Here is a 26,612-nt window from a genome sequence, read left to right as displayed (position 1 = left end):
CGAGATATTAGAGCAACCATTGACTCGATGCAACAGGAATATGCAAAAAATCTTAAATTTATTGTTCAAACGCTCAGTTTTAAGCCAATCCCATGACATTTTTACAGTTATTGCGGGTTTTTCCACCAAACTGACAGCCCTTTGAATACCAAAAGGTCATCAAAAACCGCTGACACAATATGGTTTTTTATTAACTCGCCATATCCACCTGCGCACAATACCAACGCAGACTCATTATTAAGTTGCTGTTTTGCACTATGTACGAGCCCAAGTGTTGCGGCTAACGCACCATTTTTCACCGCTTCTGGTGTATTTTTAGCAAATTCTGCGGCAAACGGCGTGTTGTCATCACAAAATACCCGCTCTGCACGCGCGGTAATACTGGAAATCATGAGATCGATGCCTGGTAAAATCCACCCTCCCATGTGTATCCCTTGTGCAGTCACTACATCAACCGTGGTCGCAGTGCCAGAATCAATTACGATAATATCTTGTGTTGGATATAGAGCATGCGCGGCAAGTACCGCAAGCCACCTATCAATTCCCAAATTTTTAAAATTAGGATAGGCGCAAGTTACCCCAGCTCGCCTTGGCGATACGTGTGCTTGCTCTAACACAAGACCAAACTCAGAGGCGCGACTTTCCACCCACTGTAATCCTGCTCCCTTACCAACCTGAGAGCAGACAATTGCAGTTAGCTTTTGCCATTCAATATCACTTTCTTTTACAGGACTAATACGGCCTTCATGCTCAAGCGCATATTTAACTGCAGTATTACCTACGTCAATTAGCAGTTTCACGATATCACCTTTCTTAACGAAATTTCACCGCCATAAAAAGCTTTCAGCTCACCATCTTGCCTAAGCAATAAGCCGCCTTGCATATCGATGCCTTCACAGATCCCACGCCATTCTCTTTGTCCTGTACTCAAGGTTACCGCGTCACCTTTAAAGGCATTTAGACTATTCCATTCGGTCACCATTTCGCTCAGTCCAGACTCTTTATACTGGGCAAGACGCTCAGACAAAGAGTGAGTGAGCTGCACCACTAACTGATTTTTATCAATTTGGCCTAAGTGCGTTTGCAGATCTGTCCAAGCTTGGTCGATGTGTTTAGAGGCTGATTCTGGCATGCATATATTTAGCCCAATCCCAATTACAAGATGGCAAGGCCCTTCTACCTGCCCCTCTAGTTCAACCAAGATCCCCGCCAGTTTTTGCTGGTTGAGATATATATCGTTTGGCCATTTTAGTTCAACGGAAATACCATAAAGAACCTTTAACGCATCATATACTGCAAGTCCTACAGCAATAGATAAGCCCATCGCGGCTTGCATGCCAGCGTCAAACTGCCAGTAATAACTGTAATAAAGGTTAGCACCAAAGGGCGATTGCCATACCCGACCTCTGCGCCCTCTGCCAGCTTGCTGCATTTCAGCCACCAAGACATGGCCTGAGCCTATATTCTGTTTGTCCTGCAAACGACGCATTAGCTCGCTATTCGTGGAGTCTATAATTGCGTGATATTCGATTGGACATTCACTTTGAAATTGCTGTTGCCATAGAGTATTCAACTTACTTTGATGAATAAGCGGTAAGCTATAATTGAGTTTATAACCGCGGCCATTGACTCGAAAAATATCCACGCCCATCTCTTGCAACGCCGCTATATGCTTCGCAATAGCCGCGCGACTAATACCTAGTTGCTCGCCAAGTTCTTGCCCTGAGATAAATTCTCCTTTATTCAAGGCCGCTAAAATCGTTTGCTTTTTATGATCAGGCGTTTTCATGGCGTTCCACACTTTGCAACTGACATTCACCATGCTTTGTTATAAGGCGCACTTCATGCTCAAGTAACACAGCAAATTTTTGCCAAACGGTTTGCTGAATATGACTCACTAACTGTGTTAAATCTTCACCGGTACTGCCACCACTATGAACAAGTACCAGTGCTTGTTTCTCATACACACGAATGGCTCCACGGTGGCAGCCTTTTAGACCCGCTTTGTCAATTAACCAGCCAGCCGCAAGTTTTACATGGTCATTGTCCACATCAAACGCTGGCATCTCTGGAAATTTACTTTGCAACTGAGCTGCAAACGCCCTATCAACTACTGGGTTTTTAAAAAAGCTCCCGGCATTTGCAAGCATCGCAGGATTGGGCAATTTACTGTTTCGAGTAACTATCACCGCTTCACAAATCTCTTGCGCGGTTGCTGTATCACTCAAGCTTTGTAGAGGGCCATAACTTAACGTTGGCTGCCAACGTTTAGGCAATGTCAATGTCACTTCAGTAATAACGAACTTATCTTTTAGGCGGTGTTTAAAGACTGAATCTCGATAACCAAATTCACACTCTGCATTGGTTAATGTCGTGAAACGCCGCTCAGCGATATCAAATCCTCTAACGGCGGTGATAAATTGTGATACTTCAACGCCGTAGGCGCCGATATTTTGTACCGGCGCCGCACCAACAGTACCAGGGATCAGCGCGAGATTTTCTAACCCGTCAATTCCGTTATCAAGCAGCTTTGTAACGAGCTGGTGCCAGTTTTCTCCAGCTGCAACTGTAACGATATAATCATCATCTTGTTGCTCGATATCGACACCTAAGGTCGCAAGCTTAATAACGGTTCCAGCATAGTCTTCCAGAAAAATGGTATTACTCCCTTCCCCAATTAAAAAGAAAGGACGACTGAAATCGAGCTCAACCAGCGCATGTGGATCTGTGATAACGATAAGGGACTCGCAACCCGATGGCAGCGAAAAAGTGTGATAAGACTGCAAACTTGTCACTGCAGCACCTTGCCAATATTAACTAAACTGGCGCTAGTGTAGCGCATTGCCCTGACTTACGCATTAACGTCATCTTACCCATCATTTTATGTAACCCATCGGCTTATACTGTTTAAATGGTTAGAAATTAGTTATGTTAGCCGCTCTAATTGGGAATATTCTTTTTATAAGAGCAGCATTATGATGAAACTTTCGGCACTTTCGCTCAGCCTTGCCATGGCTGGCCTTGCCCACACTGCTGATGTAAACGCAGCCGTTGACCAACACACTTACGCCAATCTTAACGATGTTATTACCACACACTTGCATCTAGACCTAGACGTTGACTTTGAAGATAAGCAGCTAGAAGGTTTTGTTGAACACACACTAGATTGGCAGAATCGCCAAGCAAGAACGTTGGTACTAGATACGCGTGACCTCGAAATCGATAAAGTGATGTATCAAGGTAAAGATGATAAATGGCATACCGCCAAGTTTGATCTTGCCAAGCGCGATGATGTGAAAGGTGCTAAGTTAACTATTCACTTTAAAGAGCAAGCAAAAAAAGCACGTATTTATTACAACAGCTTGCCAGTAGCATCAGGTCTACAGTGGTTAACACCGCAGCAAACCGCAAGTAAATCTCACCCATTTATGTATAGCCAATCTCAAGCTATTCATGCTCGTAGTTGGATCCCTGTGCAGGATACGCCAGCAATGCGTGTGACTTACTCTGCTCGCGTACATACGCCTAAAGATGTACGTGCGGTAATGAGTGCGGACAATACCGGCGCATTGATCAAAGATGGCGATTATTGGTTTGATATGCCGCAAGCTATCCCACCGTACCTAATTGCAATTGGTGCAGGTAACCTTGAATATAAAGAGATGTCGCACCAAACTGCGATTTTTGCAGAACCGCAAATCCTTGATGCCTCTGTTGCAGAGTTTAATGATACGCAAGCGATGATCGATAAAACCAATGCCATGTATGGTGAATACGCTTGGGGTAGATACGACCTGCTCATGTTGCCGCCTAGCTTCCCGTTTGGTGGTATGGAAAATCCACGCCTGTCATTTATCACGCCAACTGTAGTTGCCGGTGACAAAAGTTTAGTAAACCTAATCGCCCATGAGTTAGCGCACTCTTGGTCTGGCAACTTAGTGACCAACGCGACGTGGGAAGACCTATGGCTAAATGAGGGTTTCACCTCTTACGTTGAAAACCGTATTATGGAAGAAGTGTTTGGTCGTGACCGCGCGGTGATGGAACAAGCACTTGACGCTGCAGGCCTACGCGCACAACTTAAAACTATCGCCGCCCCTGATACACGCATGAATTTAGAGCTTAATGGCCGCGATCCTGACGATGCGTTTAGCTCTGTACCTTACACTAAAGGTCAATTATTCCTTATTTATCTAGAAGAAAAGTTTGGTCGTGACAAGTTCGACAAGTTTGTTAAAACCTACTTTAACACTTTTTCTTTTAAATCTCTGACTACTGATGAATTCGTCGCGTACTTAGACAAAAACTTACTACAGCAATATCCTGGTATCGTGAGCTTAGAAAAAGCCAAAGAGTGGATTTATGAGCCAGGCTTGCCAAGCGATGCACCGAACCCAACTTCTGATGCCTTTGAAAAAGTGGATGCGCTAACCCAAGCTTGGCTAAAAGACGAGAAAACACTTGCAGATTTACCGACCGACGCTTGGACAGTACATGAATGGCTGCACTTTATTAATAACTTACCAAGAGATCTCGCCATCGAGCGTATGGAAGCATTGGACAAGGCATTTAAGCTGACGCAATCGACCAACGCTGAACGCGCATTTGCTTGGTATATGCTAGCAGTAGGTAACGGCTACCAAGCTATTTACCCAGACCTTGAAAAGCACTTGGTAAGTATTGGTCGTCGTAAGCTTATTGTGAATTTATACAAGTCTCTCATTAAGCATGGCAAACGTGACTGGGCTTACCGTGTTTACCAGCAAGCACGTCCGGGATACCACCCACTTGCTCAAGGCACCATCGACGCCTTATTTGAATAATACTAATTGTATTAGGTAAATGAGCTATTTGAATCGGAGAAATAGCTTTAGTAGCTAGGCAAAAATTTTGCTATTTAGTTGTTCTAAATGAGAAATTTTTAACGACGCTAATATGGTATTTCACCCTTCAAATTGATTGGAGACCTAGTGCAATTGGTATAATACATTTCAAAAACAAAAAGAGCGCTTCAATAAGCGCTCTTTTCTATTTTAAGTTTAAGTTCAAACTTAAATTACTTGTGGTATTGACGGCTAAATTCGTGAACCGCATTGATGAAAACACCTGCATTTTCAGGGTCAACATCAGGTGTAATGCCATGGCCTAAGTTAAACACATGACCATTACCTTCGCCAAAGCCGGCTAATATATGCTGAACTTCTTCACGAATACGCTCATGGGTACCGTGTAGCATTGAAGGATCCATATTACCTTGTAGTGCAACTTTATCGCCTACACGACGTTTTGCATCGGCAATATCAATCGTCCAATCTAGACCAACTGCATCACATCCAGTGGCTGCAATCGCTTCAATCCATTGACCGCCATTCTTCGTGAATAATGTCACGGGTACTTTACGACCGTCATTTTCACGGATCAGGCCATCTACAATTTTGTGCATATACTGTAGTGAAAACTCTTTGTAGTCACGCGGGCTTAACACCCCGCCCCAAGAGTCGAAGATCATTAGAGACTGAGCACCCGCTTTTACTTGCGCATTTAGGTAGTCGATAACCGAATCAGCCACTTTATCTAGCAGTAGGTGGAGTGTCTGCGGCTCTGCAAACGCCATCTTTTTAATCTTACCGAATGTTTTGCTGCTACCGCCTTCAATCATGTAAGTCGCTAGCGTCCATGGTGAGCCGGAGAAACCAATAAGTGGTACTTCACCTTTAAGCTCACGACGAATTGTGCTCACCGCATTCATTACATAACCAAGCTCATCGGTTGGATCTAATTTTGGTAGCTTTTTAACATCGTCTAACGATTGGATAGGACGCTCAAACTTTGGACCTTCACCAGTTTCAAAGTAAAGCCCAAGTCCCATTGCATCTGGAATAGTCAAAATATCGCTAAACAGAATCGCCGCATCTAGTGGATAACGACGAAGCGGCTGTAATGTCACTTCACATGCCAGTTCTGCATTTTTACAAAGGCTCATAAAGTCACCAGCTTGTGCTCTGGTGGCACGATACTCTGGTAGATAACGACCAGCTTGGCGCATCATCCATACTGGTGTGACGTCAACTGGTTGTTTTAATAGCGCTCGTAAATAACGATCGTTTTTTAATTCGCTCATAGCGTCTCTATTCCAATACTTAAATTCAATTGTGCGGATTGTATCACTAAGTGCACATGGGCACTATCTAAACTATCCTTGCCAGCGCCTCGTTATGATCTAGATTAAACCTCACTTTATTAGGAACAAATTCATAAGCTTGTGTAAAAAACACCGAAACAAGCAATTAAACTGTTTGCAACACGATTAAAAGGTTGGTATAAAATTACCGCGTTAGAAAAATAACAACAAAACACCTTCAATTAGAAAAATAACAACATTACGCAACAAGCTAAACTGCTATTTTGAACCACCTTGAGTTTCTCTCGGTGGTTTTTTTATTTTTATCCTCCTGAATTTGTTAACATTCCCGATAATCAAACCAATAATCTTTTGATCTTTTTACGCTTTTACAGAAAAAATTGGTTGACCTTTTGCCCCGTTTCCCTTTCCATAGAGGTAGGTAACCCGCTTAAGGAGAATCACTATGCTTTCGCAGTTAGAACAAGCCCAACAGAAATGGGGAGGCAGCCATAGTGTAATTGATGCATGGTTAGCAGAGCGTCAGGAACTATTGGTTTTATATTATAAAGTTGCAGGATGCTCACCAACTCGAAATGGTAAAGCACTTCCTGAGCAAGTTGACATTCAGTCATTCTGCCAGATTTTGATGGACTATCTTTCAGCTGGTCATTTTGAAATTTATGACAACATTGTTGAGGCCTGCCAAGAAAAAGGCCCTGAAAGCGCAAAACTGGCTCAGTCACTGTATCCTCGGATCACAGATACGACTGATACCGCACTTGATTTCAACGACAAATACGCTGAAGTAAATCAAGAAACGCAAGAATTAACAGACTTCGATAACGACCTGTCTGTGTTAGGTGAAACGCTTGAGTTACGCTTCCAATTGGAAGATGAGCTGATCGATAACCTTTATTCTAATCACACTGAATAGTCTAAATTTGCGGGCACCAAAATATAAAAAAAGGTGAGATAGCTATCTCACCTTTTTCTTTACGGACACTGCCAAATTATTCAGCAGCTTCTTCAGCTTCGTCTTCGATACCTAGCAGCTCAACTTCAAATACCAGTGTTGAATTAGCTGGAATTTTACCAAGGTTACGAGTGCCGTATGCAAGCTCCGCAGGAATAGTAAACTTATATTTAGCGCCAGTGTTCATTAACTGTAGACCTTCAGTCCAACCTGCAATAACTTGGTTTAGGTTGAAAGTGGCAGGCTCATTACGTGCATAAGAGCTATCGAACTCAGAACCATCTAACAAAGTACCTTTATAATGTACTGTCACCTTGTCTGTTGCGACTGGTTTTTTACCATCACCTTCGCTTAGCACTTCATACTGAAGACCTGACTCAGTCACCTGAACGCCCTCTTTCTTCGCGTTCTCAGCTAGGTACTTATCGCCTTCTTCTTTATTCTTCTTCGCGTCAGCTTCAACTTTAGCAGCTTGCTTTTCACGAACAGAAGAATCTAGTGAAGTGAGTACTTCACGGATTTTTGCTTCATCCAGCTTAGCTTCACCAGCCAGTGCGTCTTTAAAACCACGCATAAGTAACTCTTGATCAAGTTCAATGCCTAGCTCTTTTTTATCCGCTAAGTCTTTTTGCAAGAAGTTACCAACTGAAGCACCGATACCGTATGCTTGCTGTTGCACCTCTGTATCTAGCTTAACTTCAGCAGGCTTCTGCTCTTCTGCTTTTTTATTACACGCTACTAGTGCTAACACTGAAGCAGCAACGAGTGACAGTTTAATTGTCTGTTTCATTCTCAACTCTCCGACAGTCCCTACTATCAAAACACCAATGCTCGCGCAAGAGAGCTTGATATGCGGTGCCATTGTTAATTTTATATTAATAAGAAAAGGTGCTAGCCACATTAACATTCTCTGATCAGAATGCCAATATGCATTTGCTTGCCATTATCGCGTAACGACATTACGCTTTTAATACGCTAATATCAAAATAATATCTTGTTTTTAGTGCCTTTAGTCTACCTGTTGTAGACTTCGGAGTTAAGGAGGATTTACCTAATTTATGGTCAAACTCGTCAACATTAAGTGGACAAGCCTCCTCTTTGCATGCGCGATGCTCAGTTGCTTCACCTTAACCGGCTGTGGCCCTGACACTTCAAAAGCCATTATGACCGTAGAACATGCCAGCAGAGGGGCATTTTCTGCTGCTATCTCTGCGGACGGTCACTACAGCCTCGTTTCTTCCATAGAGCATGGGGCCGTACTTTGGGATAATCAAGAGCAAGGCCTCAAATTTCAATGGCGTCACTCCGATGTCCCCGATGATCTCATTCACTCACTGGCTTTAGCTAATGACAACTCCACGGCCGTCACAGCCACTGATAAAACATTCGCCATCTGGAGCGTCGAAAGTGGTCAAAACCTAGGATATTTTGAGATCGAGTCTGGCACTATTCGAGATATCGCAATTAGCAATGCGGGCCGATATTTACTCTATGCCCGCAGTGATAACGTTGTCGTTCACCTCGACTTAGAGAGTGGAAGGCGGATAGAGTTCCTTGGACATCAAGAAAATATCAATTCTATTGCCATGTCTCCCAATGGTCACTTTGCCTTAACCGGAGGCAACGACTATACCGCTTACTTTTGGGATACTAGAACGGGGCAAGTGATCCATCGCTTTAACCACCCAAGTCGCGTGACCAAAGTTGCATTAGATGACCAAGGAAGATTTGCTTTTACCGCAGATAGCATGAAAAAAGCGAGCATTTGGCAATTAACTTCTGGTGATCTCAAAGCACAATTACAGTATATTGCTCGCCAGAAAATTTTCAGTGCAGTGCGCTTTAATCAAGACGCAACGCTCTTGGCTACCGGCTCACCTAACCGCGAGCTTATTTTATGGCAAGTGAGTGATGGGGAACGATTGCAAACTTGGCGTGTACAACCCCGAGAAGGCAGCCGCCCTAAGTCTGCGGTTGTCTTTGACGTTGCTTTTCAAGACCAAGACACTGCATTGTTAACCGAAAGTTCCAGCGGACTACTGGAAAAATTTGCGCAGGTGAAAAAGCCATGAATGAAATCGAAAACAGAATTACTGAGCTTGAGGCTAAGCTTGCCTTTCAAGAAGATACAATCGAAACCTTAAATGAAGAGCTAAAGGCACATCAGCAGCGCTTGGCTAAAATGCAACGACAAATTGAGCTATTGGCAGAGAAAATGAAGGAAGGCCGCGACCCAGGTTTAATGCCTCAACATCAAGAGCCACCACCACCGCACTACTAACAAATTAATTGAAAACCGGGGTGATCACTCACTCCGGTTTGAACACCCCAATAACTTGCTCAAACTGGCGTGTAGAAGCCTGTACCGCGTCTTTCGGCTGTGACATTACGTGGCCACACTCAACACATTCAACTTTTTCAACATCATGCTCTTTGTAGAGCATCATTACGTCGATTTTTTGGCATTCTGGACAACTTGCCCCTGCAATAAAACGCTTCTTAACTTTCAACTCTACACCTCTAATGAACACCGAGTTTAAGGTTTGTCATTTTATCCTAATTTTATTTGTCATGATACGCTTGGAGTAAGGGATTGGATCCATGCTATGATGCGCGCAATTTAGACAGACTTTTAGAATTATGATCCAACTTTCTGATATCGAGCTACTTCGTGGCAGTAAAACACTGCTAAAACAAGCTAATGCAACGCTTTATCCACAACATAAGGCGGGCCTTGTCGGTGCCAATGGCTGTGGTAAATCATCTCTCTTTGCGCTGCTAAAAGGTGAGCTGCAACTCGATTCAGGTGATTTTTCTATTCCCAAAGATTGGTCTATTGCATCGGTAAAACAAGAAACCCCAGCACTCTCCATTAGCGCCCTCGAGTATGTACTACAGGGACACCCTGAATACTATGTATTGAGAACGCAGCTACAACAAGCGGAGCGGGACGGTGATGGGGAACTACAAGCAAAAGCACACCAACAGCTAGAGAACATCAAAGGGTATAGTATTGAAGCCAAAGCGGGTGAACTACTCCATGGCCTTGGTTTTAGCAATGAACAGATTGAGTTTGCCGTTAGCGACTTTTCTGGTGGCTGGCGCATGCGCTTGAACCTTGCGCAAGCGCTGATCCGCGATGCCGATTTATTGCTTCTGGATGAGCCAACCAACCACTTGGACTTGGACGCTGTTTATTGGCTAGAACGCTTTTTGCGCGCCTATCAGGGTACATTAGTGCTTATTTCTCACGACCGCGAATTTTTAGATGCGGTTGTTAGCGAGATTTGGCATATCGACCAACAGCAGATCAACGTTTATAAAGGTCACTATTCTCAGTTTGAGCGTCAAAAAGCAGAGCGCATGGCACAGCACCAAGCGCTTTACGAGAAGCAACAAGAAACGATTGCACATTTAGAGAAGTTTATTACCCGCTTTAAAGCGAAAGCGAGTAAAGCAAAACAAGCGCAAAGTCGTGTGAAGGCCCTTGAACGCATGGAAATGCTCGCGCCCGCTCATGCAGATTCACCATTTAATTTTGAATTTGCAGATCCAACGAGCTTGCCTAATCCATTGATGACACTAGAGCAAGCCAAAGCGGGCTATGGTGACGTTACCATTTTGCATGACATCAAGCTTAATCTGGTCCCAGGTAGCCGTATTGCGTTACTTGGCCGTAACGGCGCTGGTAAATCGACCCTAATCAAGTTACTTGCCGGCGATTTAACCCCACAAGCTGGTGAAGTGTTCCAACACCAAGGATTAAATGTAGGCTATTTTGCTCAGCATCAGCTTGAGTCTCTCGATCTTGAGGCCAGTGCGGTTACCCATATTCAACGTCTAGACCCTAAAGTACCAGAGCAGCTTATTCGTGATTTCTTGGGCGGTTTTGCTTTTCATGGTGATAAGGCCCTCGAACCCGTTGCGCCGTTTTCTGGTGGCGAAAAAGCACGACTCGTACTAGCAATGTTGGTGTATCAAAAACCGAACTTGCTATTGCTCGATGAACCGACCAACCACCTAGATTTAGAAATGCGACACGCACTTGTGATGGCCTTGCAAGGTTTTGAGGGTGCAATGGTCACGGTTTCCCACGATCGCCACATGCTGAAAAATACCGCTGACGAGTACTATTTAGTTGATAATGGAACCGTTTCTCAGTTCGGCTATGACTTAGATGCTTATTACCAATGGCTCATGAATGCCAATAAAGAGCAAGCGAAACCAAGTGGCTCAGAGGCTGAACCAAAGCAAAACTCTAATGCCAATCGTAAAGAGCAAAAGCGTCTTGAAGCCGAATTCAGAAAAACCATTCAGCCGTTGAAAAAGTCGATTGAAAAGCTCGAAAAACAGCTCGACCAGCTCACTGAGCAAGCAGACGAAATTGAGCAAGCTTTGGCTGACAACAGCCTATACACGGACGAGAACAAAACAAAATTAAGTGACTTACTGGCAAAACAAGCCAAGATAACCCCTGAGCTTAATGACACAGAAGAAAACTTATTAATGGCACTGGAAGAGTTAGAAGAAAAGCAAAACCATTTCGATGAGACTGGAGAGATATGCTAAGTCGTGAAGACTTTTGGCAGTTTGCCTGTGAATTCTACAGCCGCCCGCAGATGCAATCGCGGCTGCTGAATTTGCAAGATGCTACAGGCAAAAATATCAACCTGTGCCTGTTACTTTGTTACCTAGACACTTTAGCACTGACGATTACCCCCGACACCCTAGCCGCACTGGTAAAGACTGCTAAGCAATTTGACCAAGCGGTGCTACAACCCCAACGCGCGATCCGCCATACCCTAAAAACACATCATCAAGACTACCAAGACTATCAAAAGTTGCGTTCAGCGATGCTGGCTGCAGAGCTTGAGCTTGAAAAGCGTCAACAAGCGCTATTGCTGGAGACATTAAAGCGCTTTTCGTCTGCGCCACTGCAATCAAGTAGCAATGTGCTGCTCTATTTGAGTCAGAGTGAGTACGACGCTTTATTCAATACGACTGACTTCTAAGCCATTAAATCAATATAAGCCCTGTTGTTTACCCAACTTAGATATAAAACCTGATCGAGATCAAGCCTTTGCCTAGGTTTAATTTCACTCAGGATTGAAACTTGATCTTGATCATATCAAGCCCCTCAGACCTCCACTACTATTTACTCATCGACAAATTAGGAGGCACAGCCATGAACGTATTCTTTAGAGACTTTTTTTCCGACCCTGTGTTGTTTCTGTCTTTTGGCTTTTTAGGGATTGTAATTTTGCTGTGCTGTTATTACGTCTACTTTTTCATTAAAAAAGTCATGGACGCTGAAGTACCTAACGAACAATAGAACAGATTTAAATGTATTACCTTGGGGCGATTGAAGAATAAGTAGTAGAAGATCGGCTCGACGTAGTTCCCCAACTTGCAGAATTAAGCACGACGCACAAAGCACCTTATCAGTTTACTGGTCGGGTGCTTTTTATTTGCTTAACCCTCACCTGATAATACGTTAAACTGGCTAAAACGTGTTTTGCAACTGGATAGCTTCCTTTCTTTGCTTTGCGAGCAACCGTCAAAAAGACGCAGTTTCTATTATGAATCAAGCCATGAAAACAATAACAGCCGATAATTACGAATTTAAACCCGCTTGGTGGATGCGCAACCGCCATGCCCAAACCATACTTCCGCGATTCTTTAGGCCGAGACTACAGGTGCCCGTCGACTATGAAACACTAGACACACCAGACGATGACTTTTTAGAACTTGCATGGGCAAAACACGGCGATAAATCGGCACCTTTGGTTGTGGTATTGCACGGGCTAGAAGGCAATATCAACAGCTTTTATGCAAAAGGCCTATTAAAAGCGTTGGTACACCATGGTTTTGATGCCGTACTGATGCACTTTCGCAACTGCTCACGTGAAGTGAATCGCCAAGCCAGGGCTTATCATAGCGGCGAAACCTCAGATCTTGGCTTTTTTATAGATACGCTAAAAGCCCGTTTTCCTAAACGGCCATTATTTGCGGTTGGCTTTTCGCTCGGTGGCAATGTACTTGCCAAATACTTGGGAGAAACCAAATCGCAAAGCGGTCTTGAGGCTGGCGTTGTCGTCTCAGCGCCTTATCACCTTTCTTCCTCTTGTCAGGTGATCAGAAAGAGCTGCTTTAAACTCTATCAAAAATACTTGCTAGACAGGATGAAGAAGTCTTTTTCACGTAAGCTAGACACCATCCAGTCGCAAATTAGGATAGACAAGCCCGCCCTTTATGCCATTGATGACCTATGGCAGTTTGACGATAAGATAACGGCACCGCTGCATGGTTTTAACGGCGCGGAAGACTATTACGCACAAGCAAGTTCGCAGCCCTACTTAACCCAGATCACGACACCAACACTCCTGATCCACGCCGAAGATGACCCCATGCTATCACCACAAGCCGTGCCTACAGCCGCTCAGGTTAACTCACCGGTGACGCTCGCAGTGAGTCCGCACGGTGGTCACGTAGGATTTATTTCGGGAAGTAACCCCCTTAAACCAAAGTTTTGGCTAGAAAGCGTTATTCCACAATATTTACAGCAAATTTATAGTAAGGCTAAGTAGTATGCTCATTCCCTATCAACAACTTCCGCAAGAGACGCTGGACAACCTTATTGAGCACTATGTGCTGCGTGAAGGAACAGACTATGGCGATACTGAAGTCAGCACCGAGAGCAAAGTCGCGCAAGTGAAAGCACAGCTAAAATCCGGAGAAGCACTGATCGTTTTCTCGGAATTACATGAGTCGGTGAATATTGTTAGCAAACGACAATTTCAAGCAATGCAAGCACAAGAAGATTACGAATATTAAAAAACCTTCAGCTTTCTTTGTATTTAGCGCTAATCGTAAACAGTTGTCGAAGTGACAGGAGTTGTTACAATCAAATTTCTATAACTATAAAGGAAAGGCAATTTTATGAAGCTCGGCACTGCTCTTTGCGCCCTCGCGCTGGCTGTTTCTACCGCTTATGCAACTGAATACAAAGCCTCTGAGCGCGCAGTTAAACTCGCTCACGATAACATCCTAATTGATACACACATCGACGTTCCATATCGCATCCAAAGTAAATGGGATGATGTTAGCCAAGCAACCGAAGGCGGTGATTTTGATTACCCTCGCGCGGTAAAAGGCGGTCTTAATGCGCCATTTATGTCTATTTATATTCCTGCTAATTTAGAATTTGAAGGTAAAGGTAAAAGCTATCAACTCGCCAATCAACTGATTGACGGTATGGAAGCCTTAGCGCATCGCGCACCAGATAAATTTGCAATGGCTTACAATACCGATGACATTTATGCGCAATTTGACAGTGGTATTATGTCTATCGCGATGGGCATGGAAAATGGCTCACCCATTGAAGGTGAGATGAAAAACCTTAAGCATTTTTATGACCGTGGCGTACGCTATATCACCTTAGCACACTCGCAAAGCAACCATATTTCTGACTCTTCTTATGACGTACGCCGTAAATGGAAAGGCTTAAGCCCATTTGGTAAAGAGCTTGTGGTTGAAATGAACAAAATTGGTATGCTCATTGATGTATCACATATTTCCGATGACGCCTTTTATCAGGTTATGGACATTTCAAAAGTGCCGGTCGTTGCTTCACATTCATCCCTGCGTAAATACACCCCTGGATTTGAGCGCAATATGGATGACGAAATGCTCAAAGCCTTGGCAAAAAATGGCGGCGTGATCCAAATTAACTTTGGCTCGAGCTTTGTGACGGCAAAAGCTGGAGCTTGGTATGACAAGCGTGACGAAGCACAAAAAGAAGCCAAAGACAAAGATCGCACCGATTTTAGAGCGGCGTTTAGAGCAAAAAATCCGTTCCCATTTGCCACACTTGATCAAGTGCTAGATCACATTGACCACGTCGTTAAGTTGATAGGGATAGATCATGTAGGCATTGGTTCAGATTACGATGGTGTGGGTGACTCACTACCGGTTGGCTTGAAAGACGTGTCAACGTATCCAAATCTTGTGCAAGGTCTTTTGGATAGAGGCTACAGTGACGCTGATATCAAAAAGATTTTAGGTGGCAATACCCTACGCGTGTGGAAACAAGCTGAGGCTTACGCAAAGAAGTTTGCTAAATAACTGTTCAAACAGCTGATTTCATAAGGTGTGCCGCACGGCACACCTTACAAGACCTTAGACTTTAAACTGGGATAATTCATCCACCAATTTACTGGTGACTCGCAGCACATCATCCGAAATTTGATGCGTTTCTCCAGACAGTCGCTCGCCGTCCAATGTTTTGTCATTTAAATCAGTTAGATTGCTGCTAATCTCAGTAGATACTGCATTTTGCTGCTGAGTCGCATGAGCGGTTTGCTCTGAAAGCTCAGTCACTTTCACCGCACTTTGTGCAATTAACTCCAATAGCTCCGTTGCCTTCGCAAAACTTTCTACCGCAACATCAACATACTGCTTACCATCTTCAATGGTCTTTTGTGAGTCCTCGACGCTATGTGAGAATGCTTCCAACATCTTCTGAATATCATTAGTGCTGTCTTGTGTTCGAGTGGCCAGTGACCTAACCTCGTCAGCTACCACCGCAAATCCACGACCTTGTTCACCTGCTCTTGCCGCTTCAATTGCCGCGTTGAGTGCTAATAAATTGGTTTGTTCAGCAATTCCGCGAATAACATCGAGCACTTGCGTAATGTTTTCAGAGTTTTTTTGTAAAGCTAACGAACTGGAGAGTGCCGCTTCCATATTATCAGCAAGATGAGTGATTTTTTGTTTTGAATCAGCCAACACTGTTTTACCTTGTGCTGCGTAGCGATGTGAAGCTTCAGCTTCTTTCAATGAGTTTTCAGCCACCGACGAGACTTCTTGACTTGAGTGACTTAGCTGATGTACCGCGCTAACAATGGTATGTGATGACTTACCAAGCGAGTCGATTAAGTCATGGCACTGTGTGGCATAATGACTGAGTTTTGACGACAAACTCGACAGATCGCTACCATCTTTCACAAGTGCTGTAACCATCGCCTGTAAACTTTCGAGAAAATGATTAAAGTTTAGCGACAGCTTTGCAAACTCATCATTTCCTTTGATTTCAATGCGACCAGTTAAGTCTCCGTCCCCAGAGGCAATTTCAGAGATCCTATCCGACACAAAATTTATCTGCTTTGCTAGCTGACGAGGGATCCGATAAGCTATCCAACAAGCAATACCAAGTAGGAGCAAGGCACCAACACCAAGACCCCACTTTATCTGAGCAACTTCAGCAACGACTAACGCGCGACTTGCAGCAGATTTTTCATCGGCTAATTCACCGGCTTTATCAAGCACATCACGAACTGCACCAAATAACTTAGCCGACTCAGTTTGAAGCGCTTTATCTGTTGGAGTTTTAATACTCGCCACCGTCACGCGATACCAGCTTTGAAAGTCCGCATCAAAAGTTGCAAAACTACCCAGCTCACTCTGGTGGAGTGACATAAACTGAAGATACTTTTGATAACGCTGTTTCACCTGCTCGGCGTTTTCTTCAAAATCCGCCCACTTATCTTCACCAGCTAATAATTTGAGGTAGGCTTCTTGAGCTTGATAAAAGTCCCTATCCGCATTGAGTACCACTGACACGGCTTTTAAATAGTTTTCAGTTTGGATCTCAAGTGCCGATTGCACTTTATTGAGCAACACCGAAAAACCAAAAAACACAAATAGCAGCACGATCGTCAACATAGCCGTTGGCAACGAACTTTTGACTCGAATACTATGTAAATCCATCTTCATACACCTCAAATAAGAGATAGTAAAAGCCTAGACCATATAAAGATTTATAGACAAATATTCGCAGCATATAGCTACCGAGTTTAATGCTGAAAAGATGAAAATTGAGGCGATGACCTAGAGAGTAAATACTCAGCTTCAGAATCAATAGTATGAAGTTTTAGATTGTGTAGGAAAAGTAGGCTAACTATAGAACAAAGCTTAAACTTCAGCACCAATAAAATTGGTTGCAGGAGCCATTAATTTATTAAGAGCGAACCGACGACTTTTGTACGAGTTCTTTAGATTTTGCAGTCCAATTAAAAATTGGTTGCGGGAGCCGGATTTGAACCGACGACCTTCGGGTTATGAGCCCGACGAGCTACCAGGCTGCTCCATCCCGCGCCTGTATATTTTTGTGAATCTATTCTTCGTCGGGGACCGACGACCTTCGATTCTTTCCAGGTTTAGCGAGTCCGACGAATGATTTATCATTCTGCTCCATCCCGCGCCTGTATTTGTACTTAATTTTAAGTCTTGTACTTGAGACTTTATACATCCAACTGATGTTGGTTGCGGGAGCCGGATTTGAACCGACGACCTTCGGGTTATGAGCCCGACGAGCTACCAGGCTGCTCCATCCCGCGCCTGTATATTTTTGTGAATCTATTCTTCGTCGGGGACCGACGACCTTCGATTCTTTCCAGGTTTAGCGAGTCCGACGAATGATTTATCATTCTGCTTCGTCCCGCGCCTGTATTTGTACTTAATTTTAAGTCTTGTACTTGAGACTTTATACATCCAACTGATGTTGGTTGCGGGAGCCGGATTTGAACCGACGACCTTCGGGTTATGAGCCCGACGAGCTACCAGGCTGCTCCATCCCGCGCCTGTATATTTTTGCGAATCTATTCTTCGTCGGGTACCGACGACCTTCGATTCTTTCCAGGTTTAGCGAGCTCGACGAATGATTTATCATTCTGCTCCATCCCGCGCCTGTATATTCTTAAAAAGGACTTCCTTTTCAAGAGGCCGCTATAATAATGGATTAAAATTTTATTGCAAGGGATTTAACGCTTAAAACAGTTCAAGTGCGCAAAAATCCCACAACCTTCAACTTAAACCGTTATTTATTCTATCGTTCGATGATGTGGACTGATCAACTTTTGCCATTGCCAATCGGGATGCCCCATAACAATAAAGTCTGGGTTTTCGGTAGTTTCTCGTCGATTGTAGGTCAACGGGTTAAACTCAGCATCGGTAATACAACCCCCGGCTTCTTCGACGATGATTTGTGACGCGCCAGTATCCCACTCTCCCGTTGGCCCTACTCGTAAAAAACAATCCGCCTTACCTTCTGCGATAATGCAGGCTTTTAATGAACATGACCCAAGTGCCACAGTGTCGAACTGACTATTTAAGTACTGACTTACCGCTTCAAGCTTTTGTCTACGGCTTACAGCCAATGTGAGCGTTTCTCTTGGCGAGACGAAAATGCGTTTACTTTCGCCTGAGTCACTACGTTTAAACGCACCTTCATCTTTGCTGGCGTAATATGTCAGCCCTTGAGATGGCCAGTAAATGACGCCTAACACAGGATGATTATTCTCGATGAGCGCAATATTGACGGCAAAGTCACCGCTTTCAAGAATAAATTCCCCAGTGCCATCCATAGGATCGAGTAACCAGTAGCGCTGCCAATCTTGTCGCTCACTCAATGGTGGAATTGGTGTTTCTTCAGACATTACCGGAATGTCAGGTGCTATTTCAGCAAGACCCGCCATTAAGATCTCATTAGATGCCAAATCTGCGGCAGTGACAGGAGTGTGGTCAGACTTTTCTTTTTTACCAATATCATCGGCTTGATAAATTGCCATAATGGCTTCACCGGCACGTTTTGCCAGTACGATGCAAGGCTCTAAATAGGACTGCAATTTACGCCTCCAGATTCAAATGTGCTTTTAATAACAGTAGTGCCGCGACACTTCTTGCTTCAGTAAAGTCCTCTTGATGTAACAGATCATATAATTTATCTAGCGGCCACTTCACTACTACCAGTGGTTCTGGTTCATCACCTTCAAGCTGTTCAGGGTAAAGTTCACTAGCGACCAAAATATGCATTTTGGCATTAAAGTAACTCGGTGCCAGTGACACTACTTTGAGTTCAGAGAAAGCATTTGCACCAAAACCCACTTCTTCTTTTAGCTCTCGGTTACCCGCTTCCACTGGGGTTTCGCCTGGGTCAATTAACCCTTTGGGAAAGCCGAGTTGATAGTCATGTGTTCCTGCACAGTATTCTCTCACTAATAATAGCTCATTATCAGCAGTTATGGGCACGATCATTACTGCGCCACGGCCACCGCCACGGACTCTTTCGTATTCTCGTTGCTCGCCATTCGAAAAAGATAACGAAAGTGCTTCTACCGTGAACAATTTGCTTTTAGCCACGACGTCGCAAGCTAAAATTTCTGGTGGTGTGGGATGCTTTTTATGTGACATAGATCATTATTTGCTATCATGGCGAATAACCTAATCATAAAGCCTTTGAAGTTAAATGCCTATGCTAAATTGGTCAAATATCGATACCGTTTTGTTAGATATGGATGGCACATTACTCGACCTCCATTTTGATAATCACTTTTTTCTCGACGTTGTGCCTAAGGCACACGCAAAACGTCAAGGCTTAACTCTTGAGGCTGCAAGGGCCGACATCCTCGCCCGTTATGACGCGGTAATGGGCCAGATAGAATGGTATTGCCTAGATTATTGGCAGGAGCAACTACAGCTACCCATTATGGAGCTTAAACGTGAAGTGCAACACTTGATCTCCATTCGTGAGGATGTACCAGCGTTTTTAGAGGCCTTAAGAGAGAGTGGAAAACAGCTTATCTTGTTGACCAACGCTCACCCAAACAGTCTAAGTTTGAAAATTGAGCGTACCCAATTCGATAAGTATCTCGACAAATTGGTTTCAACCCATGAATATGGCGTAAGTAAGGAAAGTCAGACGTTGTGGCAACAAGTAGAGCGTGATTTGGGCTTTGATAAGTCCCGCACTTTATTTGTGGACGATAGCATTAGTGTATTAAATGCTGCGAAAGAGTTTGGTATTGGCCATTTGCTTGCCGTTGCTAATCCTGATAGTCGGCAACCAGAACGAGAGATCACTGAATATCTCTCAGTCTCCGATTACCGTACCTTGCTACCTATTATAGATTAAGCTGGGTAGCGAGCTTTTAAGCCGTCGTACACGTGTGTTTTAAAGTCTGGGTGCGCTGTATCTAGACTTTTCACCACTTCGACTAGGTGTTCGTTATCTTCTTGGCCATTCCATACCTTGATGTAAGAGCCATCTTTATAGCCATGATCTTGGCGGAAGAAGTTAAGCGTGTTTTTACCGACATATCCACGGTATAGGTCATCAATAGACATCCCGATTTGCTGCATACAACCCGCAAACGCATGGGCATCAAACTCGCGTTTGGTTACAGCCGCACTTGCAAGTAATTCAAGGGTTTCCTTGAAGTCTTCTGCGGTAGTTGGCTTTGCCAACTCAGCCTCTAATTGAGTCGCTAGTTGCTCAAATGATGTTTCGCCATCGATACGTAAAGACAAGCCAAAATGAAAAATATCCACTAGCTCTAAAATCACTTGCTCAGTATCTGGCGTTTGCTTTTTCCACCATTTCCAACCGTAGTGATCTAGCATTTCTGCACACTCAACCCAAATTGCGCGGTACCATTCAAACCCTTGTTCAAACCATTGTTGGTGTACTTTGGTGTTCATGGCATGTTGCATTTCTAGCATAACCACAAGCTTAGTGATGTTTGCAGACATTGTGCTCTCTCTTCATGGAAATCAATTACGAGCGATATCATACCGAAGTGAAAGATTTTCGCCAGCGCTTAGGTCTTCTGAGTCGATATCAACTTGAAACCCTAGGAACTTTTTATGCGTCATTTTATTTTATCGCTCGCTTTGGCTTGTTCAGCCTTTGTCAGCGCAGCTGAAATCACTAATATCGCCGCAGCACCTGAGCAAGTGAGCCCACTCCTTCCTGGCATTGATGCCCCTGCATTACAACTCAAAGATAAGTCAGGTAACACTGTCGACCTCGCGACACGCTATAAAGAAAATACCACCGTACTGGTGGTTTATCGTGGTGGCTGGTGTCCATACTGTTCAAGACAGCTCGCGGGGATCCAAGAAATTGAACCACAGCTTGTTAAAATAGGGGCACAGATTATTGCTATCGCACCAGACTCACCTGAGGCGCTGGCAAAAAGTACAATTGAATCCTCTCACTACCAACTGTTGTCTGATAACGAGATGCGTATGAGCCAAGCGTTAGGTCTCGCCTATTTTCTAGATGATAAGACAGCCCTTGCTTATCGCAACAAATTGGGCGTAAATTTTGTTGATTTTGAAGGGAACGATAAAGTTGCCTTGCCGGTGCCGGCGGTATTTGTAGTCGATAAGAAAGGCTTGATCCAATTTCAATATGCAAACCCAAATTACAAAGTGAGATTGGATGAAAGTGTGCTACTAGCCGCGGTAAAAGCAGCTAGTCAACTATAGGAAAAGCACATAAAAAATGGAGTCCGAAGACTCCATTTTTAGCGATTTTCTAACCGGTTATAATCAAATAACCCATATTCAACGCCACGTGTTTGCTTGGCAATATCGTGGATTAAATCACTGTAACGCCAAAACTCTGGGTGAGTCCTGCGGATCCCATATTGCGCTCGTAGCGCTCGGTAATCAGACTCACTATTCATTTGGCTAAATGATGAGACGAAGTCCTCTTGTGCTGCCTCGCTTTCTAAATACCAAATTGCCTCTGGGTAATCTCCGATAAAACCTGGCACAATCGTCGCTGTATCTTCGGTATACGCTCTTTGCCCTTCTTCATTTAACAAACTGGAGATGTTGTAGTGGGCATTATGGTGTAATAGCGAGAACGCTTGATGTGAACCGTCACTTTGCTTAGTAATAATAAACGAGACCTGAGGAAGCAAATTAATCGCCCTAACGGACATGCTATTGAGTGCCTGCAATGGCTTGCCGACGGCTTGATAGTCATAATCCCTATTTAGAACGGGCTTCAGCACAGCATGCAATTTGTCATACAGCTCTTGCTTTGGATCGTCCGTTTCGTATTTTATCCCCGTTGGCGCACCGATTAGTGATTTGCGATTGATAAACTCACTTAAACTCAAGTGTGACTTACGATACCAATAGCGTTTAATTTCCTGACGATGACTAAGTGGCAGTAAATTTAAAAAGTTTTGCTCACCTTCAAGCCTCAAGAAGTCCATATATAAGCGTGTGATCAGCTGATGACCAATGTTGCCATACACGTCAAAACCCGCCACCAGCAAGTAGTGAATGCGCTCGAACAAAGCATAGTCTAATACCCAAGCTGTTTTGGGAGGCTGACCAATAAAACCTTTAACCACCGTTGCGCTATCAAAATGACGGAAGATAGTTAATGCTGCATTCGGGTTTTCCCCCTCACCACGCCAAATCAAGTCCATATTGAGGCGCTGCCCATCGGCAAACATCTTATCTGCAAGCTCAGTTTTAGCACGTAAGTAATCCTGCTGCTTAGTGGCGTATTTAGCCCAACTGGAAAGCGGTAACGCATTACTTTGCTCAGCCGCAGGTAGCACCAAATCTTCATCATGTTTAAGCAGCAGCTGGTTCACCGCTTCATTACTATTTTTTTCAGGATCAACAAACGCCACCCAAAAATGGTCGTTAATGACGTTAAGCGCTATTTGACCTCGGCATACAGGGCCTTTGATAAAGCCTTTTACAATTAACTCTGCCTCATCCAGCATAAATTGATAACGAGAATTGACCGGAATATCTTTGAATACCTTAAATGGGTTTGCTGCAAGCTCTGGCTCATATCCTGGCAGTTCATCCACGTGATAATCCGCTGCATAAAATTGCTGATGTAACCGTGATAGCTTAGCGTCGTTCAATGCCAGTGGCATGTGAGTTTTTGACAAAATAGTACTGCGCACTTGCATCAATCGATAATACACCCTATCGATCTTAGGATCGTCAAACGGACGCACCGAGCTCACCAGCGCGATTGGCTGACCGGGCGGTGTGCTTGAGCGTACCAATTGGAAAAACGCAGGGTCATCCAGATGAGGGAAGTGGATATGGGCTAAATACCAATGCTCAAATATATAACGCGCGGCAAGGCGGTGTTTATTCGAGTCCTGATTAAGAAATTGTTCCCACTTCTTCACTTCTTTTTGTGCTGCAACACTTGGCTTCGCAATCTGGCTCATTTTACTGCCACTTTGCAGCCATGCTTCCAAGGTTTTGAATTCATCCTGCGTGAGCGCTGGTAAGCCGTAGGGCATACCCGCATGAGGCTGTTGTTTCGCAAGGGTAGAAAATTCATCCATGGTTGGGCAAGACTGCGTTCTATCTAAAGAGAAATCAAACTCTTTACCCAAGATGCCTTGCTCAGGAAAACGATGAGACATTTTTAACAGCAAACTATTATAAAGCACACTTCCAGCTAGGTTGCTGTATTCAGATTGATTGCGCTCATTCAGCACTGGGGTAAAACCACGCTCACGCCACTGTGTCGTAGTTTGGGCGTCAAACAACAGCCGGGTTGGTGTTTGAGCTAACAACCGCGTGCCGTCATACACTAATTCCTTCGACAATCCCCTATCTATTCCTTCTGGAGATGACAGTTTGAGCTGGCAAGGTGCATCATAACAACCATGACAAACCACACAACGCGACTCCAAAATGGGCTTCACGCTTTGTAAGTAACGTGCACCGCCTTGGTGATATTGTTCGATTCGTGCTTGGGGTTGCTCTGGTCCAAACATATCATCATATTTAGACACACCCAAAGCCACACATCCAGAAAGCACGGCGACAACCACCGCACAAAACAGTACACGTTTAGACATTTACTCGCCCTCGTCGTCATCCAGCCCAAGATCAAAAGTCGGCATCATTTCTACTGGAGGCGAGACAAATAATGCATCGCTACTGGTGCTCAGCACAGCACTGAGAATAGGCCCGCGATTAATGAGCAATTGCAACTGATGCTCTGCCCCTATCAACTCAGTCACTGTCGTACTAATGTTGTTGAGCGCATAGTCATCAATATGCAAGCTAATATTCTCATCTTCTTTTGGGTTTTGGCACAAATGAGCAAGGAGGTTCTCACTCAACATCACTGATACTTCAGCATCTGGAGAGTCGATATCACGATTCTCGATGTTGTCGTCTAACAAAAAAAGCGGCAGTGACAATGGGGTATCTTGTTGTAATTCCATCAAAGGTTACCATCTGAGTATTTGCTTTATATTAGCACAGTTAGATGGCTGATGGCTGAAAAGGGGGCGACGATGCGCCCAGCTTGATTACCAAGGAAGCGTGTCGCCATTGGAGTGCCAAAAACCACCACTGTTTTCGATAGTTAGGTGTTCAATTCTCTTAATTAAACGTTCCGCCGCAACATCTGGACCAATATCACCTGCAAATCCCACCATCTGCGTTTGTACAAAGCCTGGATGGAATAGTCCAACAGCGATATCTTGGTTTTTCAGCTCGTGAGCCATACTCACACTCGCCGCGTTTAATGCTGCTTTCGACATTCTATAACCAATGTAACCACCAGAACCATTATCTGCAATCGAGCCCATACGACTTGTGATCATGGCAACTTTACTACCTGCTTTGAGGTTATCGAGCAGTGCATGAGTAACTCGAATTGGTCCTAACGCATTAACGTTAAATTGGTGGTCGATATTTTCAAAATCCATTTCCGCTAGCGTTTCATTATGAAATACCCCAGCGTTATTAATAAGAATGTCTATCTTCTCCGAGCCCAATGCCGCCAATAACTTTTTCGCACCATTTTCCGTCGCAACATCGATATCTTCAATGATATCCACGCCTAGAGATTCTAGTTCTGCCGATGCTTTGCGAACAACCGCAGTTACTTTGCAGCCTAGAGATAAGTATTGTTTACAAAACTCTAATCCGATCCCACGGTTAGCACCGGTCACCAAAACATGTAGTGTCATATCCTTCTCCTCACGATTTTTATGCTCAAACTATTACAATTGGTATGAGTTTACTAAACTCAAGGTCAATCTCGACTGAATTCATTTTTATGATGTACTTTTTCACTTTCTGACAACTTTGCTACAGTTATAACTCTGACAACCGTAAGGGTATGTTGTGAAACTCGCACTTAGCACCCTCTTGCTTCTCTTTATCCACAAGGCGGCGTTCGCCTACCAAATCAATGTCAGTGAGCTGGTCGCTTATCAGCTTGGCCAACAGCAAATCGCGCAACTCATGCAAAAGATATACGCACTTTTGGATATCACCCCCACACTCGTCGTGTTACCCAGTGAGCGCGGATTAGAATATGTAGATCAAGGGTTTTATGATGCGGAAGCAGGACGCACTAGCGCTATTGCAAATGCCTATCCTAACTTACTGCAAATACCCGAACCACTTGTAACCGTGCAAATGGCGGTGTTTTGTCTCAAGAAGGAGCATTGTACTTTGTCGACCCAGCAAGACTATGTGGTAATACAAGGCAGTTTAATAACGGAGCAAGTTTGTCAGCGTAAGAAGTTGACCTGTAATGCGGTTTCTAACGACGTTTCTGCGTTTCAAGCGCTTGAAAAAGGTCATGTAGAACAAATTTTAGCTGATGACTTATTTGCGCTTGGTGCGCTATGTCAGTCAGGACTCGCCGCGGTTTATGTGCGTAGGCTACGAGATGCGAGTTATCCTATTTATCACTATATCAATCGCAAACACCAAGACCTACTGCCGAAATTAACTGCGTCTATCAAGCAGCTAAATAGCAGTGGCGAGCGCGACATTATCTTTAGTAAACTCTCAGGTCACTTTGCCACTTGCCATGGCAAAGTGATTGAATTAGAAATGCATTAAGTTGAAATATCATCCATGGCAGATTCTATGATAGAGAATACCGCCCCTTGAGGGTCGGTTATCACGCTAAAGCGACCCACTTCTGGTATATCTGTCGGCGGTACACAAATTTCTCCGCCAAGCTTTTGGGCAAATTCAGCTTTACTATCGCAGTCCAATACCGCAATGTAAATCATCCAGTGCGGAGGAATGTCTTCACCCCACTCTGTCGTCATTTCTAACATGCCGGCGACAGGTTGCTCATTTACTTTGAATAAGGTGTAGTCCATATTTCCCATGTCTTTAACTTCTATTCGCCACCCAAATAATGCTGAATAAAAGTCACAACTTTTGGCGCTGTTTTTACTCACTAGCTCAAACCAATAAGGAGTATTCGCTTCAAGATGACGTTGCGTCCCAATATGACCACCCTCTTGCCATAACGCAAACACCGCTCCACCTGGCTCCTTTAACATTACCATCCGCCCTGCCCCTGGGACATCATGAGGGCCTGCAAGCACTTCAGCACCGAGTTCGTTGGCTTTGGTTAGACATTCATCGACATTGTCTACCGCCACATAAGCAAGCCAGTGACTAGGCATGCCTCCCTGTTGTTGTTCAGCGGTCATCTGATACATCGCTGCGACATCATCGACTTCTTTTTGCAACATGGTGTAATAACAATCTTCACCAATGGGTTGGTCAAGAATTTGCCAATCAAATAGTTGGCTATAGAAGGGTTTTGCTGACTGCCAATCGCTTGAACACAATTCAATCCAACAAAAATAACCGGGTCTAAATTCACTAATTATTGCCATGGGGATC

27 protein-coding genes and 3 tRNA genes are annotated in these 26,612 nt (G+C 44.1%); 13 read left to right on the top strand and 17 right to left on the bottom strand.

The features are described from left to right. Nucleotides 1-107: 107 nt before the first annotated feature. The 3 genes from CTT31_RS01080 to murB are packed head-to-tail and all read right to left on the bottom strand — an operon-like array spanning nt 108 to nt 2,795. Nucleotides 108-800 carry a type III pantothenate kinase gene (locus CTT31_RS01080; protein WP_211859047.1) on the bottom strand — a complete coding sequence of 231 codons (693 nt, stop codon included), beginning with the start codon at nt 798-800 and terminating at the stop codon, nt 108-110. Further along, nucleotides 797-1,789, bottom strand: coding sequence for a bifunctional biotin--[acetyl-CoA-carboxylase] ligase/biotin operon repressor BirA (gene birA / locus CTT31_RS01075; protein WP_174170915.1), 993 nt, complete (start codon nt 1,787-1,789; stop codon nt 797-799). Before birA ends, CTT31_RS01080 begins: the two co-directional genes overlap by 4 nt. Continuing rightward, entirely contained in the window at nt 1,776-2,795 is a 1,020-nt protein-coding gene (murB, locus tag CTT31_RS01070; RefSeq protein WP_211859046.1) for a UDP-N-acetylmuramate dehydrogenase, read from the bottom strand. Before murB ends, birA begins: the two co-directional genes overlap by 14 nt. Before the next feature lie 183 nt (nt 2,796-2,978). On the opposite strand from murB, the gene CTT31_RS01065 reads away from it, so the two are divergent. Further along, complete coding sequence (locus CTT31_RS01065; protein WP_211859880.1) at nt 2,979-4,823, top strand: M1 family metallopeptidase; 1,845 nt, start codon at nt 2,979-2,981, stop codon at nt 4,821-4,823. 233 nt (nt 4,824-5,056) lie between these two features. Here the strand turns inward: CTT31_RS01065 and hemE are convergent, their stop codons facing one another. After that, on the bottom strand, nt 5,057-6,121 hold the full coding sequence (gene hemE / locus CTT31_RS01060) for a uroporphyrinogen decarboxylase (protein WP_010374544.1): 1,065 nt from the start codon (nt 6,119-6,121) through the stop codon (nt 5,057-5,059). A gap of 466 nt (nt 6,122-6,587) precedes the next feature. On the opposite strand from hemE, the gene CTT31_RS01055 reads away from it, so the two are divergent. Next, nucleotides 6,588-7,058 carry an Rsd/AlgQ family anti-sigma factor gene (locus tag CTT31_RS01055; protein WP_010374541.1) on the top strand — a complete coding sequence of 157 codons (471 nt, stop codon included), beginning with the start codon at nt 6,588-6,590 and terminating at the stop codon, nt 7,056-7,058. A 76-nt stretch (nt 7,059-7,134) separates the two neighbouring features. Here the strand turns inward: CTT31_RS01055 and fkpA are convergent, their stop codons facing one another. Then, nucleotides 7,135-7,887 (bottom strand): FKBP-type peptidyl-prolyl cis-trans isomerase, encoded by a 753-nt coding sequence (fkpA, locus tag CTT31_RS01050; protein WP_026001096.1) that lies wholly within the window; start codon nt 7,885-7,887, stop codon nt 7,135-7,137. A 268-nt stretch (nt 7,888-8,155) separates the two neighbouring features. Here fkpA and CTT31_RS01045 point away from each other — a divergent pair, with 268 nt between their 5' ends. Beyond that, nucleotides 8,156-9,169, top strand: a complete 1,014-nt coding sequence (locus CTT31_RS01045; RefSeq protein ID WP_260491801.1) for a WD40 repeat domain-containing protein — start codon at nt 8,156-8,158, stop codon at nt 9,167-9,169. Further along, complete coding sequence (locus CTT31_RS01040) at nt 9,166-9,378, top strand: SlyX family protein (protein WP_010374533.1); 213 nt, start codon at nt 9,166-9,168, stop codon at nt 9,376-9,378. The genes CTT31_RS01045 and CTT31_RS01040 overlap by 4 nt, the downstream gene beginning before the upstream one ends. 28 nt (nt 9,379-9,406) lie before the next feature. Here CTT31_RS01040 and CTT31_RS01035 read toward each other — a convergent pair whose 3' ends face one another. Continuing rightward, nucleotides 9,407-9,607: a YheV family putative zinc ribbon protein gene (locus CTT31_RS01035; protein ID WP_010374531.1), complete on the bottom strand. Its 201-nt coding sequence runs from the start codon at nt 9,605-9,607 to the stop codon at nt 9,407-9,409. Between the two features lie 130 nt (nt 9,608-9,737). Between CTT31_RS01035 and CTT31_RS01030 the strand changes: the two genes are divergently transcribed. From CTT31_RS01030 to CTT31_RS01005, 6 genes are all read left to right on the top strand, one after another. Continuing rightward, a complete protein-coding gene (locus tag CTT31_RS01030; protein ID WP_260491800.1) occupies nt 9,738-11,666 on the top strand; it encodes an ATP-binding cassette domain-containing protein in 1,929 nt (642 codons plus the stop codon). Beyond that, nucleotides 11,660-12,109: a TIGR02444 family protein gene (locus tag CTT31_RS01025; RefSeq protein WP_260491799.1), complete on the top strand. Its 450-nt coding sequence runs from the start codon at nt 11,660-11,662 to the stop codon at nt 12,107-12,109. The genes CTT31_RS01030 and CTT31_RS01025 overlap by 7 nt, the downstream gene beginning before the upstream one ends. 173 nt (nt 12,110-12,282) lie before the next feature. After that, nucleotides 12,283-12,429, top strand: a complete 147-nt coding sequence (locus CTT31_RS01020) for a hypothetical protein (protein WP_010374526.1) — start codon at nt 12,283-12,285, stop codon at nt 12,427-12,429. 247 nt (nt 12,430-12,676) lie between these two features. Continuing rightward, nucleotides 12,677-13,684 carry a hydrolase gene (locus CTT31_RS01015; protein ID WP_260491798.1) on the top strand — a complete coding sequence of 336 codons (1,008 nt, stop codon included), beginning with the start codon at nt 12,677-12,679 and terminating at the stop codon, nt 13,682-13,684. A 1-nt stretch (nt 13,685) separates the two neighbouring features. After that, a complete protein-coding gene (locus CTT31_RS01010; protein ID WP_260491797.1) occupies nt 13,686-13,931 on the top strand; it encodes a YheU family protein in 246 nt (81 codons plus the stop codon). Nucleotides 13,932-14,036: 105 nt separating this feature from the next. Then, a complete protein-coding gene (locus CTT31_RS01005) occupies nt 14,037-15,221 on the top strand; it encodes a dipeptidase (RefSeq protein WP_039494707.1) in 1,185 nt (394 codons plus the stop codon). 54 nt (nt 15,222-15,275) lie between these two features. Here the strand turns inward: CTT31_RS01005 and CTT31_RS01000 are convergent, their stop codons facing one another. The 6 genes from CTT31_RS01000 to nudE form a co-directional block, all read right to left on the bottom strand. After that, on the bottom strand, nt 15,276-16,865 hold the full coding sequence (locus tag CTT31_RS01000; protein ID WP_260491796.1) for a methyl-accepting chemotaxis protein: 1,590 nt from the start codon (nt 16,863-16,865) through the stop codon (nt 15,276-15,278). A 310-nt stretch (nt 16,866-17,175) separates the two neighbouring features. Next, a tRNA-Met gene (locus tag CTT31_RS00995) sits at nt 17,176-17,252 on the bottom strand. A gap of 165 nt (nt 17,253-17,417) precedes the next feature. Further along, a tRNA-Met gene (locus CTT31_RS00990) sits at nt 17,418-17,494 on the bottom strand. A 165-nt stretch (nt 17,495-17,659) separates the two neighbouring features. Continuing rightward, a tRNA-Met gene (locus CTT31_RS00985) sits at nt 17,660-17,736 on the bottom strand. A gap of 241 nt (nt 17,737-17,977) precedes the next feature. Further along, complete coding sequence (cysQ, locus tag CTT31_RS00980) at nt 17,978-18,781, bottom strand: 3'(2'),5'-bisphosphate nucleotidase CysQ (RefSeq protein ID WP_260491795.1); 804 nt, start codon at nt 18,779-18,781, stop codon at nt 17,978-17,980. Between the two features lies 1 nt (nt 18,782). Then, nucleotides 18,783-19,346 (bottom strand): ADP compounds hydrolase NudE, encoded by a 564-nt coding sequence (nudE, locus tag CTT31_RS00975; protein WP_017219353.1) that lies wholly within the window; start codon nt 19,344-19,346, stop codon nt 18,783-18,785. A 61-nt stretch (nt 19,347-19,407) separates the two neighbouring features. Here nudE and yrfG point away from each other — a divergent pair, with 61 nt between their 5' ends. After that, the gene (gene yrfG, locus CTT31_RS00970; protein ID WP_260491794.1) at nt 19,408-20,067 is read left to right on the top strand and encodes a GMP/IMP nucleotidase; all 660 of its coding nucleotides are present in this window, start codon (nt 19,408-19,410) and stop codon (nt 20,065-20,067) included. Here yrfG and CTT31_RS00965 read toward each other — a convergent pair. Continuing rightward, nucleotides 20,064-20,684: a dUTP diphosphatase gene (locus CTT31_RS00965; RefSeq protein ID WP_017219351.1), complete on the bottom strand. Its 621-nt coding sequence runs from the start codon at nt 20,682-20,684 to the stop codon at nt 20,064-20,066. The two genes, yrfG and CTT31_RS00965, sit on opposite strands and share 4 nt — an antisense overlap. 114 nt (nt 20,685-20,798) lie before the next feature. On the opposite strand from CTT31_RS00965, the gene CTT31_RS00960 reads away from it, so the two are divergent. After that, nucleotides 20,799-21,425 carry a peroxiredoxin-like family protein gene (locus tag CTT31_RS00960; RefSeq protein ID WP_260491793.1) on the top strand — a complete coding sequence of 209 codons (627 nt, stop codon included), beginning with the start codon at nt 20,799-20,801 and terminating at the stop codon, nt 21,423-21,425. A 38-nt stretch (nt 21,426-21,463) separates the two neighbouring features. Here the strand turns inward: CTT31_RS00960 and CTT31_RS00955 are convergent, their stop codons facing one another. The 3 genes from CTT31_RS00955 to CTT31_RS00945 form a co-directional block, all read right to left on the bottom strand. Beyond that, complete coding sequence (locus tag CTT31_RS00955) at nt 21,464-23,797, bottom strand: fatty acid cis/trans isomerase (RefSeq protein ID WP_260491792.1); 2,334 nt, start codon at nt 23,795-23,797, stop codon at nt 21,464-21,466. Further along, a complete protein-coding gene (locus CTT31_RS00950; RefSeq protein ID WP_010374501.1) occupies nt 23,798-24,169 on the bottom strand; it encodes a hypothetical protein in 372 nt (123 codons plus the stop codon). An 87-nt stretch (nt 24,170-24,256) separates the two neighbouring features. Further along, entirely contained in the window at nt 24,257-24,922 is a 666-nt protein-coding gene (locus CTT31_RS00945) for an SDR family oxidoreductase (protein ID WP_010607904.1), read from the bottom strand. Between the two features lie 157 nt (nt 24,923-25,079). On the opposite strand from CTT31_RS00945, the gene CTT31_RS00940 reads away from it, so the two are divergent. After that, nucleotides 25,080-25,808, top strand: coding sequence for a transporter substrate-binding domain-containing protein (locus CTT31_RS00940; RefSeq protein WP_260491791.1), 729 nt, complete (start codon nt 25,080-25,082; stop codon nt 25,806-25,808). On the opposite strand, the gene CTT31_RS00935 is transcribed toward CTT31_RS00940, so the two are convergent. Then, the gene (locus tag CTT31_RS00935; RefSeq protein ID WP_260491790.1) at nt 25,805-26,605 is read right to left on the bottom strand and encodes a VOC family protein; all 801 of its coding nucleotides are present in this window, start codon (nt 26,603-26,605) and stop codon (nt 25,805-25,807) included. The genes CTT31_RS00940 and CTT31_RS00935 overlap by 4 nt on opposite strands. Nucleotides 26,606-26,612: the final 7 nt, after the last annotated feature.

This window comes from Pseudoalteromonas maricaloris, assembly GCF_024746855.1.
Lineage (GTDB): Bacteria > Pseudomonadota > Gammaproteobacteria > Enterobacterales > Alteromonadaceae > Pseudoalteromonas > Pseudoalteromonas maricaloris.
The sequence above is the reverse complement of the archived record's forward strand: the minus strand, read 5'-3'. Positions and strand labels throughout refer to the sequence as shown.

Bases quoted from the DNA above. Each gene is read 5' to 3' on its own strand.
- birA (WP_174170915.1), bottom strand. From the start codon at position 1,789: ATGAAAACGCCTGATCATAAAAAGCAAACGATTTTAGCGGCCTTGAAT.
- CTT31_RS01065 (WP_211859880.1), top strand. From the start codon at position 2,979: ATGAAACTTTCGGCACTTTCGCTCAGCCTTGCCATGGCTGGCCTTGCC.
- hemE (WP_010374544.1), bottom strand. From the start codon at position 6,121: ATGAGCGAATTAAAAAACGATCGTTATTTACGAGCGCTATTAAAACAA.
- CTT31_RS01055 (WP_010374541.1), top strand. From the start codon at position 6,588: ATGCTTTCGCAGTTAGAACAAGCCCAACAGAAATGGGGAGGCAGCCAT.
- fkpA (WP_026001096.1), bottom strand. From the start codon at position 7,887: ATGAAACAGACAATTAAACTGTCACTCGTTGCTGCTTCAGTGTTAGCA.
- CTT31_RS01045 (WP_260491801.1), top strand. From the start codon at position 8,156: ATGGTCAAACTCGTCAACATTAAGTGGACAAGCCTCCTCTTTGCATGC.
- CTT31_RS01040 (WP_010374533.1), top strand. From the start codon at position 9,166: ATGAATGAAATCGAAAACAGAATTACTGAGCTTGAGGCTAAGCTTGCC.
- CTT31_RS01030 (WP_260491800.1), top strand. From the start codon at position 9,738: ATGATCCAACTTTCTGATATCGAGCTACTTCGTGGCAGTAAAACACTG.
- CTT31_RS01025 (WP_260491799.1), top strand. From the start codon at position 11,660: ATGCTAAGTCGTGAAGACTTTTGGCAGTTTGCCTGTGAATTCTACAGC.
- CTT31_RS01020 (WP_010374526.1), top strand. From the start codon at position 12,283: ATGAACGTATTCTTTAGAGACTTTTTTTCCGACCCTGTGTTGTTTCTG.
- CTT31_RS01015 (WP_260491798.1), top strand. From the start codon at position 12,677: ATGAATCAAGCCATGAAAACAATAACAGCCGATAATTACGAATTTAAA.
- CTT31_RS01010 (WP_260491797.1), top strand. From the start codon at position 13,686: ATGCTCATTCCCTATCAACAACTTCCGCAAGAGACGCTGGACAACCTT.
- CTT31_RS01005 (WP_039494707.1), top strand. From the start codon at position 14,037: ATGAAGCTCGGCACTGCTCTTTGCGCCCTCGCGCTGGCTGTTTCTACC.
- CTT31_RS01000 (WP_260491796.1), bottom strand. From the start codon at position 16,865: ATGGATTTACATAGTATTCGAGTCAAAAGTTCGTTGCCAACGGCTATG.
- nudE (WP_017219353.1), bottom strand. From the start codon at position 19,346: ATGTCACATAAAAAGCATCCCACACCACCAGAAATTTTAGCTTGCGAC.
- yrfG (WP_260491794.1), top strand. From the start codon at position 19,408: ATGCTAAATTGGTCAAATATCGATACCGTTTTGTTAGATATGGATGGC.
- CTT31_RS00965 (WP_017219351.1), bottom strand. From the start codon at position 20,684: ATGTCTGCAAACATCACTAAGCTTGTGGTTATGCTAGAAATGCAACAT.
- CTT31_RS00960 (WP_260491793.1), top strand. From the start codon at position 20,799: ATGCGTCATTTTATTTTATCGCTCGCTTTGGCTTGTTCAGCCTTTGTC.
- CTT31_RS00955 (WP_260491792.1), bottom strand. From the start codon at position 23,797: ATGTCTAAACGTGTACTGTTTTGTGCGGTGGTTGTCGCCGTGCTTTCT.
- CTT31_RS00950 (WP_010374501.1), bottom strand. From the start codon at position 24,169: ATGGAATTACAACAAGATACCCCATTGTCACTGCCGCTTTTTTTGTTA.
- CTT31_RS00945 (WP_010607904.1), bottom strand. From the start codon at position 24,922: ATGACACTACATGTTTTGGTGACCGGTGCTAACCGTGGGATCGGATTA.
- CTT31_RS00935 (WP_260491790.1), bottom strand. From the start codon at position 26,605: ATGGCAATAATTAGTGAATTTAGACCCGGTTATTTTTGTTGGATTGAA.